This window comes from Telmatospirillum siberiense (assembly GCF_002845745.1).
Lineage (GTDB): Bacteria > Pseudomonadota > Alphaproteobacteria > Rhodospirillales > Magnetospirillaceae > Telmatospirillum > Telmatospirillum siberiense.
The window spans coordinates 309,049-319,090 of sequence record NZ_PIUM01000003.1 but is presented as its reverse complement, the minus strand read 5'-3'; the positions used below and the strand labels follow the sequence as shown (position 1 = coordinate 319,090).

General features: G+C 60.0%; 5 protein-coding genes. 1 reads left to right on the top strand and 4 read right to left on the bottom strand.

Annotated features, from left to right (window positions below; translation table 11 throughout):
* Positions 1-395: 395 nt before the first annotated feature.
* Both CWS72_RS05055 and CWS72_RS05050 read right to left on the bottom strand, forming a co-directional pair.
* A complete protein-coding gene (locus CWS72_RS05055; protein ID WP_476718207.1) occupies positions 396-983 on the bottom strand; it encodes an REP-associated tyrosine transposase in 588 nt (195 codons plus the stop codon).
* A 155-nt stretch (positions 984-1,138) separates the two neighbouring features.
* The gene (locus tag CWS72_RS05050) at positions 1,139-2,440 is read right to left on the bottom strand and encodes an MFS transporter (RefSeq protein ID WP_101249464.1); all 1,302 of its coding nucleotides are present in this window, start codon (positions 2,438-2,440) and stop codon (positions 1,139-1,141) included.
* A 347-nt stretch (positions 2,441-2,787) separates the two neighbouring features.
* Between CWS72_RS05050 and CWS72_RS05045 the strand changes: the two genes are divergently transcribed.
* On the top strand, positions 2,788-5,400 hold the full coding sequence (locus tag CWS72_RS05045; protein ID WP_101249463.1) for a bacteriohemerythrin: 2,613 nt from the start codon (positions 2,788-2,790) through the stop codon (positions 5,398-5,400).
* Between the two features lie 225 nt (positions 5,401-5,625).
* Here the strand turns inward: CWS72_RS05045 and CWS72_RS05040 are convergent, their stop codons facing one another.
* Positions 5,626-6,555, bottom strand: a complete 930-nt coding sequence (locus tag CWS72_RS05040; protein ID WP_101249462.1) for a response regulator transcription factor — start codon at positions 6,553-6,555, stop codon at positions 5,626-5,628.
* The gene (locus CWS72_RS05035) at positions 6,548-9,931 is read right to left on the bottom strand and encodes an ATP-binding protein (protein ID WP_101249461.1); all 3,384 of its coding nucleotides are present in this window, start codon (positions 9,929-9,931) and stop codon (positions 6,548-6,550) included. The genes CWS72_RS05040 and CWS72_RS05035 overlap by 8 nt, the downstream gene beginning before the upstream one ends.
* Positions 9,932-10,042 lie beyond the last annotated feature (111 nt).

The following is a 10,042-nucleotide window of genomic DNA, read 5'->3' as shown; positions in this document are numbered from 1 at the left end:
ACGAGCACAACAAAAATTCAAAGCCATTCGTTTGGACAAAGCCGGCCGACGTCATCCTTGCAAAACTTCAGCGCCTGCCCGTTGTATCTTCTGTTTGAGTCAATGCACTAGGTGATGTTGCGTTCTCCAATGGGTTGGTGTGCCATGTGATGGGAATCGCTGCGGGAGCCGATGTTAATTGGACTGCCGATATCGATTGTGGCAGAGGTGAGTTCCACGTTACCAAGGACTCTCCGTATGGGATCTCTTGGAGCGGCGGCGCTTTTCTTGTGCGGTTGCCTGATAGAAACTCAATACGGCTTGAACGGGCTGATTGATCTACACCAAGGCAGCGAGCGTAGGGCGGAAAAGCGGAGCACATTCCGCCAATATTTGTGGCACGGAAATGGACCTTTTCACCGGCGTTCTCCGGGTAGCCGCGGTTCAGGGCCGCCGCCGAGCCAAGTCTCGGGATAAAGCCCTTTTGCGACGCAATGGCGAAAGGATGAAAAAGGCCACTCCCCGGCCGAGCCGGCGAGTCCGTGTTTCACCGGGTTGAAATGCGTGTAGTCCATGTGGATCGCGTAATCGCGGTCGTCCCGGATCGTGTGTTCCCAAAAGCGCCTCTGCCAGATGCCGCGCTCCCCTCTACTCACCCGGGCCACCGAACGGTACTCGGTCGGCGGCATTTGCTTCGAGAACATTGTCTTGATCGCTTTCCACCGGGCGGAAAAGTCGCTGTCGCCTACCGGCAGTGTCCAGATGGAATGCATGTGGTCGGGCGGAACCACCCAGGCATCGATATGAAACGGCGCGGACGCTCTCACCTGCCGAACGGCGGCACGAAGTGCTTCGATCTCGTTCACCAGCAAAGCGCTTTTACGGTCGAGCAGGTTTACCGTAAAAAAAAAAGGTTCCGCCTGGAACGCGGTTGCGACGGTAGTCGGACATGACCGAAGTTTGACATACAACCAGGAAAGGTGGAATGCGCTATGCTTTTCCACCCTACCCCGGTTCAGGTCTTGCCCCCCCGCTCGGCGCGATGTCTGGTGTTTTCGTCCCGTTTTCGAAACCGGACCGGCTGTTCACGGCCCATCGCAGTCGCATGGCGTGAACGGATAGCGGTGTCCAAACCGTCAAACCTTCTGTGACGCGGTACCTAGGCGGATTTCCAGCGATAGAAGAGGGCGGCGACCGCGATGTTGGCCGCCGCCATGCCTCCCAGCAGTCCTTTGATGCCGAGGCCGGTTCCCAGAAGCATGGCGGCGAGGCCGGCCGCCACGGTCATGAAGAGGGCGTTCATCACATTGTTGGCGGCGATGACGCGCGCCCGATGGCTGGGGGCGGCCCGCTGTTGCAGCAGGGTATAAAGCGGCACCACGTAAATGGCCGAGGCGATGGCGATGGCCAGCAGATCGGCGAGCAGATGCCAGGATTGCGGCACCGCCAGAAAATCGGCGATTCCGGCGAAGTCGCCGTCGATATTGCCCAATGGCTGCGCCGAAAGGACGAAATCAAGGCCGAAGACGGCCATGGCCAGCAGGCCGTAGGGAGCCAGGCGCAGGCTGGCGCGTCCCCGGAAAAGACGCTGGCAGAGCAGCGAGCCCGCGCAGATGCCCAGGCTGAACATGCCGAGAAAGAGGGATACGACGTCGGGACCGGCATGCAAGGCATCCTTGGCAAAGGCCGGAAATTGGGTGAGATAGGTGGCCCCGGCCAACCAGAACCAGGATACTCCCATGATCAGTCCCAGCAGGGACGAGGGACCGCTCGTTTCCCGCAAGAGAGACCAGGTGAGGCGCGGAAAATTCCAGTCGAGGGAAAGACCCGGCGCTTTCGCTTGAGTCGGTGGAATGGCGAGGCTGGCGATCCATCCGGCCGCCGCGGCGACAATCACGGTCGATTGGATGATCAGGACCCCATCCGTCCCGAGGACGGTGAGCGATCCCATGATGGTGCCGGCCAGGATGGCAAGGAAGGTTGCCGCCTCGATCAGGCCGTTGGCCCCAAGCAGGTCGTTCTCGGCCAACAGTTCCGGCAGGATTCCGTATTTCAACGGGCCGAACAACGCCGCCTGGGCCCCCAGCAGGAATAAGGCCGTCAGCAGCATCGCGGGGGCGCCCCAGGCGAGAGCAATGGCGGCGACGACGGCCGCGGCCAGTTCCAGAAGCTTTGAGGCCTGGATGACCCTGGTCTTGTCGAAGCGGTCGGCGATCTGACCGGCCGTTGCCGAGAAAAGAAAGAATGGCAGGACGAACAAGGCGAGCGCCAGGGTGGCGAGAACCTTGCCCCCCGATTCCTGCTCGCTGCCCAGCCGATAGAGGATCAGCACGATGGCGGCGTTCTTGAACAGATTGCCGTTAAACGCACCCAGGAATTGAGTGATGAACAGCGGCAGGAAGCTGCGCCGGGCGAGAAGGGGAGAAAGCGCCGGCTGATGTGACGGGTGTCTGCCTGTCATGACATTCGTTTATCCCGGATGAATACGTATGACAGGTTTAGCGTAAAGACCGGCGGCTTGGATACGTCCGAGAAAGCATTGTCCCAAAATCGTCATCGATGTGCGATCCATCACTGCGAAGCCTTGCCGCCGTTCAAATAGAATGGCAGCCGAACGACCGTTTGGGTGACTGATGGTTTTGTTGTGGATAAGGGAGAGCGCCCATCACTTTTTTTATGACTTTTTCCGCCGGCTATACTAACTATTGGTTGAAAAAATAGGGCGCTATAAAAATAGCCAAGGGAAGGAGATCGCTGGTTCGGCCGCGGCGGGATGCCTATCGCTCCGTTTCAAGGGGTAGCGGTTGAATGGCGAGATTGCGGAAAGTCCATGTCACCACGGGGGTTGCCTGGGTTGAGGCGCCGGACGTCGGCCTGCAGGTGCTGTGCGGATGCCCGGCCGATGCGGTGAAACATTTGATGCGCCGCGGTCTGATCGTTCAAACGGAGCGTGACGGCGTGGCCTTCGAGACGGGACCGAACGCGATTCTGCTCTCCGACGTCATGCTGCAAAACGGCGGTTTCTGCAATTTGGCGGAATTCCCAGTGTTGCAGATGCTATACCGCCAGGGCGCCATCCTTCCGGGGCATCCCAACAATCGCGGGGAAAAGCCGGTTCTCATCGGTTTGCGCGAACAGGTCGAATCCCAGCTTCATTATATCTATCGCGGCAATTATGGCCTGGTGAGCCGCGAGGAGATCATCTCCACCGGCATCGCTCCGGATCTTGCCGACGAGATGATGGCCATGAAGCTCAAATTTGCGTTCGGAAAAATCCGTCATCCCAGGGAATTGCTCGATACCATCCTTCTCGACGGCTATCCGGTGACTTTGAAAGGCGGGGTGACGCTGCGTCGCCTGGGCCTCAACATTTTCGAGTTTCAGTTGGACGGGGAAAGCGTCACCGTCGATCTCAATCTGCCGGCGGGAGTGAGTTATGCCCCTCCCTACACGCTGGGCGCACATCGGGTCGATCGCGGCTATTTCTCGGTTATTCATTCGGGCGAGGGGGACGGCTGGGACCCGGACCGGCCCACCATGGCCAGCGTGCTGATCTTTCAGGGACGGATTTATCTGATCGACGCCGGACCCAACGTCCAGCACAGCCTGACGGCGCTGGGTATCGGCATCAATGAGATCGAAGGGGTGTTCCACACTCACTGCCATGACGATCACTTCGCCGGATTGACCAGCCTGCTCCGGGCCGACCGGAGAATAAAATATTACGCGACGCCTCTGGTCAGGTCATCGGTCATGAAGAAGCTGTCGGCGCTGTTGTCCGTTGAGGAGGACAGCTTCGCCGACTATTTCGACGTCCAGGATCTCGTCTTCGATCATTGGAATGATATCAATGGGCTGGAGGTCATGCCCCTGTTCTCTCCGCATCCGGTGGAAACCAATCTTTTCGTTTTCCGTTCCCTCTGGGAGGAGGGCTACCGGAGCTACGCCCATTTTGCCGATATCGTTTCCCTCGACGTCCTCGGCGGTATGCGTCGAAAACCCGGGGAGAACGGCATATCCCAATGGTTTTACGAAAAGATCGCCGCCGATTACGCCATGCCGGCGGAAATCAAGAAGCTGGACATCGGTGGCGGTTTGATTCACGGGAAAGCCGAGGATTTCCGCAACGATCCCTCCGGGAAGATCATCCTGACCCACACGGCGAAGCCGTTGAGCGTGTCGGAAAAGGAAATTGGTTCCGGCGCGCCCTTCGGCATGGTCGATGAAATCATCCCCGGCAATCACGACTACGTCTGGCGCAATGCTTACGATTGGCTTCGGACCTATTTTCCCGACACGGCGCATCATGAATTGCGGGTGCTGTTGAACAGCCCGCTGGTCGCGGTCAATGCCGAGAGCATCCTGGTCCGCGAGGGAGAGCCGGTGACCAGCGTCTATCTGGTCATCACCGGTACCGTCGAGATGTTCGAGGCCGGATCGCCGGTGAATGGCCTGCTCTCGGCGGGGGCCATGTTGGGCGAGGTGGCCGGTATTGACGGAAGTCCCGCCCGCAAGACCTACCGCGCCGCGAGTTTCGTGCAGGCATTGAAGATGTCGGTCGGGCTCTATCGGGAATTCATCAAGCGGAACGGCTTGATGTCGGATGTGATGGCTCTGGACGAGCGCCGTAATTTCCTGCGCTCGACCTGGCTATGCGCCGAGGCCCTGACCGAGACCTCGCTCAACCGTTTGGCCAAGGACATGCCGCTGTTGACATTCGATGCCGGCAAATATGTCGACCCTCTCGGCTGCCTTGCCCTCGTCAAGAACGGCGCTGCCGAATTGACCATCGGAGGCGAGGTCGTCGAAACATTGGGGCCCGGAAACTTTTTCGGCGAAGAGGGGGCGATTTTCAGCAACCCGGCTATATTTCGGGTCCGCGCCGCAACGCCCCTGGAAGTTTATCTGACGGCGGCGTCCGTCGTCCGCGACGTGCCGGTGATGCGTTGGAAACTGATGGAAAGTCACGAGCGGCGCATGCATGCCTGCGTCACGGATGGTAGCCGGAAGGAAAGCCCCGGGTCGCGCTGGCGTGACGAATACAGCGTCAATATCCAGCGGATCGATACCCACCATAAAAATCTTCTGATCCGGGCGAACACCCTGTATATGGCGGCGAGTCAGGGCCGCGTTCATCATGAGATTCTCGAGTCTCTCGGTTTCCTTGTCGATTACGCCCGCTTCCATTTCCGGGAGGAGGAGCAATTGATGGAGCGCTACGGCTGTGGCGACATCGAAACGCACCGCCACAAGCATCGCCGCCTGCTGGAACAGGTCTTCGAAATGCAACGTCGCTTCGAAGAGGGCGGATCGATGAATGATAAGGAGATCGCCAGTCTGCTGCGGGATTGGGTGTTGGGGCACGTGCTGACGGAGGATCGTCATTTCGCGCAGGTCTTGAATGAGCGCGGCATTTATTGACGCCTTCGATGGGGCTTTATACCAAGTTCCGGTGATCGAAACCGATCACCGGAGCCCTCACGCGCCGGGCGGCGGACATCCGTCCGCCTCGGGCTTCCTCCGCTAAAGCTTCGGGGCGCGTTCAACGCGCCAACGCGGAGAAGATCACTTTTGGAAGAACAACTCGCGCGCGTTCACCCGATTGCCCCGTGTCGTCGGGTCGGGGCCATCGCGACTTTGGATCGATCAACTGGTCTCCAGGGCTCTGACGGCGACGGTCGCCGCCGCCGTGCGGTTGTCGACGCCCAGTTTGGCGAAAACCAGCTCCAGATGTTTTTCTACCGTCCGCGGGCTCAAGCCCAGGATCTCTCCGATGTCGCGATTGGCTTTGCCGCGGGCCAGCCAGGCCAGGACATCGGCTTCGCGCGCCGTCAGGCCGAGGCGAAGGCGCAAGGTCGCCTCGTCGCTGCTGCCTTCCTGTTCGACGATCCGCAACAGGAATTCGTTGGGCCTGATCTGCGCGACATAGGACAGGGTCATGGATTGTCCGGTTGTTTCGCTGGTGATGGGTAGGGGCTTCGACGGGATTCGCGTTGCACGGCCCTGACTTTGCGCCAACCAAGCCACGGCCTCGGCCGGCAGCGTGCTGCGATCGTTCACCCTCCATCCGAGCGCTTTTTCAAGACGTTGTCCGCTTTGGGGCGTGCACCAGAGAAGTTCGGCCGCCGAATTGACCGAGAGAAGGAAGCGTCCCGCCACATCGAGCGCCATGCGCGCGCTGTTGGCCAAGCGGGCATTGGAGAGGTGGACGCGCATGCGGGCCACCAGTTCTTCGAGCCTGATCGGCTTGGTGACGTAATCGACGCCACCCGCCTCCAGCCCCCTTACGATATGTTCGGTTTCGCTCAAGCCCGTCATGAAGATCACCGGGACATGCACCATGTTCCTGTCGCGCTTCATTCGCCGGCAGGTCTCGAAGCCGTCCATGCCCGGCATGACCGCATCCATCAAGACGATGTCGGGGGTGACATGTTCGATGAGGTCGAGGGCTTTCGGGCCTTCCAGGGCGACAAGGACCGTCAGGCCGGCGTTGTCCAGCGTTTCGGTCAACATGCCGAGCGTTTCCGGTGAATCGTCGATGACCAGAACGATGTCGCGCGTGGAGGTTTCATCCATGGATTTCACCGTAGAGCGATTCGATGGCCGTCATGTAATGGCCGAGTTCGAAGTTTCTGACCAGGCCGCGCAGATGGGTGACGAATTGCTCATGGTCCGAACTTTCCCTCTCGATTTCGTCCAGCTTGGTCTGGATGCCGCGGACATAGCCGATCTGGCCCAGTCGATAGAGATCGTTGAGGTGGTGCGGCGCCGGGACATCCCGGGCGGTGAATGTCGGGGCGGGTTGGTTCTGTTGGGCGACCTCGGCCGGATCCCGGGTCCATTCCAAATTCAGCCGCTGGCCGATGCGATCCAGGAGATCGCGGATGTTGAACGGTTTCATAAGATAATCGTCGTGCCAGATCCGGGTTTCGCTCCCCTGCGGCAAGTCGAGGGCGTTCGCCGAAATCATGATGATGGCGGCCTCCTCATGCCCGGTTTCCCTCAGTCTTCGGCACAGATCCCAGCCGTTCAGGCCGGGCATCGAAACATCCAGCAGGAAAAGATCGGGCCTGCTCGTCTCGGCCCGGTCGAGACATGACACTCCATCGGGCACGCTTTCCAGATCGAACCCGAGCGGGATCAGAAGATCCTCGATCAGGGCGCGATGAGAGGCGTCGTTATCGACGACCATGACGCTCCGGCGGCGTCCCAGATAGCCGATCGCCGTGGCCTGGGCGGCGAGTGTCGGACTGGGATTCTGCACTTCGGACAACAGCATCTTAACGCGAAAAACCGTGCCTTTCCCCACCCTGCTGCTCACCGATATCTCTCCTCCCATGACTTCGGTGAGCAGTTTGGTGATGGTCAAACCCAGACCGATTCCCGGTACGGGTTCAAGCCCCGGCGTTTCCACCCGCTCGAACGGTTCGAAGACCCTGGCGATGTCTCCCGGCTGGATTCCGACGCCGGTGTCCTCGACGTCGAATTCCGCCACCTGGCTGCGATAACGGAATCGCACGGCGACATGGCCATCCCTGGTGAATTTGATGGCGTTCGACAGCAGGTTGATGAGGATCTGGCGAAGGCGGGCTTCGTCGGTATGGACCATCGAGGGCAGGTGATCGATGGGTTGGAAGATGAAGTCCAGTCCTTTGACGCTTGCCTGCAAGCGGAACATATCGATGATCTGTTCGAGGAATGCCGCCAGACGCACCTCGTCGCGCCGCAATCGCAGACGACCGGCTTCGATTTTCGAAATATCGAGCAGGCCCTCGATCAGGCCGGACAGATGATCGCCGCTGCGCCGGATCACCGCGATGGCGTCGCGCCGGTGCGGCGGAATGGTGCTGTCGCGTTCAAGAAGCTGGGCATAACCCAGGATGGCGTTCAACGGAGTCCTCAATTCATGGGTCATGCCGACGACATAGCGGCTTTTGGCCAGATTGGCCGCTTCGGCTACCTCTTTGGCCTTTTGCAGTTGGGCGTCGGTATGGTTATGGGCCTGAATCTCCTTGATCAGCAGGTCGGTCTGCCGCCGCGTTTCCATCTGGGCGGTCCGCCGGCTTTCCTGGGCCAGCACATAAAGCCAGGACACGATGGCGGCGATGATGCCGACGATGACGAAGGTCTTTTCGAAGGCGATCTTGATGATCGGCTTGAGTTCCTCGGCCCCGAAGGTCGATTGCGTATAGATGATGGTCAGGATGAAGGCGATCAGTCCCAGCAGCATGGCGAGTACGCCGAGGTAATGGCCGAGTGGTGAATGCAGCCGCGAAACAATCGGTTCGGGCAGGAAGGATCGCAGCAGGGCGAGGATCTGATGGGAAAGGCGTGCCGTCGGTTTGCACAGATCGTTACAGCGGGAATCCAGCGAACAGCATAGCGAACAGATCGGTCCCGAATAGGCCGGACAATGCGCCATGTCCTCGGGTTCGAAGCTGTTTTCGCAAATGCAGCAGACGATTTCGGTGGCGTCGCGCCAATTGCGCCGGGCCTTGCGCGCGATGTAGTAGCGGCCCTTGGTGGCCAGGGCGATGAGCGGGGCCGTGGTGAAGGCGGTGAGAAAGGCGATAAGGGCGGTGAAGGCGTGCGCCAGGGGACCCAGCAGCCCGAGGAAGGCCGCGACCGAGGTCAGAACCGCGAGGGCCATGGCGCCGACGCCGACCGGATTGATGTCGTAGAGATGGGCGCGTTTGAACTCGATATGCGGCGGGCTGAGGCGCAACGGCTTGTTGATCACCAGATCGGCGACCAGGGCGCCGACCCAACTGGCGGCGATGCTGGAATAAAGCCCCAGGATATGCTCCAGGGCCTGATAGATGCCGAGCTCCATCAGCAGAAGGGCGATCACCACATTGAAGACCAGCCAGATGACGCGGCCCGGATGGCGATGGGTGAGACGGGAAAAGAAGTTCGACCAGGCGATGGAGCCGGCATAGGCGTTGGTGACGTTGATCTTCAGTTGCGAGACGATGACGAAAAAGCCGGTCAGGGCGATGGCGGCGGCGGGGGAGGGCACGATATTGAGGAATGCCACCTGATACATATGCGTGGGCTCTCCCGCCTGTTCGACGGGAACGCCGTGCCCGATCGCCAGGACGGCGAGAAACGATCCCGCCAGCAATTTGACGAGTCCCGGAAGAATCCAGCCGGGGCCGCCGGAGAGAAGGGCGACCCACCAGCCGGTCGGGCTCGTCTTCCGGTTCTGCGGCATGAAGCGCAGGAAATCGACCTGTTCGCCGATCTGCGCGATCAGCGAGAAGACCACCGTGGTCGCGGCTCCGAACAGCAAAGGGTCGAAGTCTCCGCCCGCCACGCCCGCTCGACCGGAAAACCCGGTCCATGAGCGGAAGGAATCCTGGCTGTTCAAGGCGATGAACAGGAATGGCGCGATATGCAGCCCCATCCACAGAGGATGGGTCCAGAGCTGGAACCGGCTGATGAAGGTGATGCCGTGGGTGACCAGCGGGATGACGATCAGCGAACAGAGCAGATAGCCGACGGAAAGCGGAATGCCGAAGCAGGTCTCCAGCGCCGTCGACATGATGACGGCTTCGATGGCGAAAAAAATGAAGGTGAACGAGGCATAGACCAGCGACGTGATGGTCGAGCCGATGTAGCCGAACCCGGCTCCACGGGTCAAAAGGTCGATGTCGACGCCATATTTCACGGCGTAATAGCTGATCGGCACGCAGGTCAGGAAGATGATGGCGCTGACCGCCAGGATGGCGGCGACGGCGTTCGGAAAGCCATAGCTCAGGGTCACCGTTCCGCCGATGGCCTCCAGGGCCAGAAACGAAATGGCTCCCAACGCCGTGTTGGCCACCCGCGACGAGGACCAGCGCCGCGCCCGCTTGGCGGTGAAGCGCAGGGCGAAATCCTCAAGGGTCTGGTTGGCGACCCATTGGTTGTAGATGCGCCTCGTGCGAACGATGCGTTGCTGAATCGCCATGCTTGGCGCCCCTCCGGCCGTTGTCCGCGCTATCGCTCGAAGATCCCTAGTGCATTGACACAAAAAAAGATTCAACAATTTCGTCAATGCACTACAGCCAGCGCGGCGCTT

Excerpts from the sequence above, each read along its gene's own strand:
- CWS72_RS05050 (WP_101249464.1), bottom strand. The coding sequence starts at position 2,440 with ATGACAGGCAGACACCCGTCACATCAGCCGGCGCTTTCTCCCCTTCTC.
- CWS72_RS05045 (WP_101249463.1), top strand. The coding sequence starts at position 2,788 with ATGGCGAGATTGCGGAAAGTCCATGTCACCACGGGGGTTGCCTGGGTT.
- CWS72_RS05040 (WP_101249462.1), bottom strand. The coding sequence starts at position 6,555 with ATGGATGAAACCTCCACGCGCGACATCGTTCTGGTCATCGACGATTCA.
- CWS72_RS05035 (WP_101249461.1), bottom strand. The coding sequence starts at position 9,931 with ATGGCGATTCAGCAACGCATCGTTCGCACGAGGCGCATCTACAACCAA.